We start from the raw sequence: 980 nt of genomic DNA, 5'->3' as shown, positions 1-980 counted from the left end.
GCGGCGTGGCGCGCACTCATACCCTCAGCTGCATTCGGGACGGTCGAATTTTAGATATCCCCGTTCAAGGCACCGTCTTTAACTTTGGGCGCAATGGCATCCGTGGCACCTCGATTTTACGTAACGGCAAAATCGTCCAAATGGCGGGGATCTCAGGCATCTTAACCGGACTGGGTGAGACCGGGGCGGGCTTGGCCAGCACCACCTCAACCTCAGCGCTTGGCTCAACGTCGAGCCTCAACAGCAAGGATGTGGGATTAAGTTTATTGGGCAATGCCACCTCGGACGTGGGGAGTAAGCTTTCGGATTACTACATTGCCTTAGCCGAGTTATATCACCCCTTCATCGAAATCAATCCAGGGGGCATCGTGAATATCGTCTTTACGAAAGGGTTCCCTCTGGATGATGAGGAAGCGATCAAACGCTATGTTGATCATCAGACAAAAGAGCAAGAGCAAGCAAAACCAGACACCCTTTTAGAAACCATCACACTCAACCCTCTCGCGGCAGAAGTTAACCAACAATTAAATTAAGGTCGGCTTTTATGACTATCAAACTTTTCACAGCGCTGCTTATTAGCCTACTAGCAGGTTGCTCTGCGGGCTTTCAAGATGAATTTAGTTGCCAAAAAATCGGCGGTATACCCGGCTGCGCCAGCATGGATGACATTCGCAACATCTCGACACACCCAACAACACAACAAGTCGCCGAGGCTAACGTCCTGGCTTCCCACCCTTTTGCCTTACTGCCAAGACGCACCCGTGAAGGCCATCCTATTCGAACCCAAGACACGGTTAGGAAGGTGGTGATTTTTCCCTTTACTTCGGATGACACCACCACTTACCTCGACACAATGGATATTTACATTGTGTTAGACGAGTCTACCTGGACAGGTCGCCCTGTTCAGGCTATCAAGAAGGATTAACGCCATGGGCGTCTCAAAAGATTTAAAGGGTTTTTATCAAGAAGCCAAACGTGAA

2 protein-coding genes are annotated in these 980 nt (G+C 49.8%); both read left to right on the top strand.

Going from position 1 to position 980, the window contains the following annotated elements:
- On the top strand, positions 1-533 hold a 533-nt coding region (locus tag AB4496_RS26745), incomplete at its 5' end, for a TraB/VirB10 family protein (RefSeq protein WP_372132940.1).
- 11 nt (positions 534-544) lie between these two features.
- A complete protein-coding gene (traV, locus tag AB4496_RS26740; protein ID WP_016800273.1) occupies positions 545-925 on the top strand; it encodes a type IV conjugative transfer system lipoprotein TraV in 381 nt (126 codons plus the stop codon).
- The last annotated feature ends 55 nt before the right edge of the window (positions 926-980 follow it).

Origin of the sequence: Vibrio sp. 10N.222.46.A1 (assembly GCF_041473595.1) — a bacterium.
Classification (GTDB): Bacteria; Pseudomonadota; Gammaproteobacteria; order Enterobacterales; family Vibrionaceae; genus Vibrio; species Vibrio tasmaniensis_A.
The sequence above is the reverse complement of the archived record's forward strand: the minus strand, read 5'-3'. Positions and strand labels throughout refer to the sequence as shown.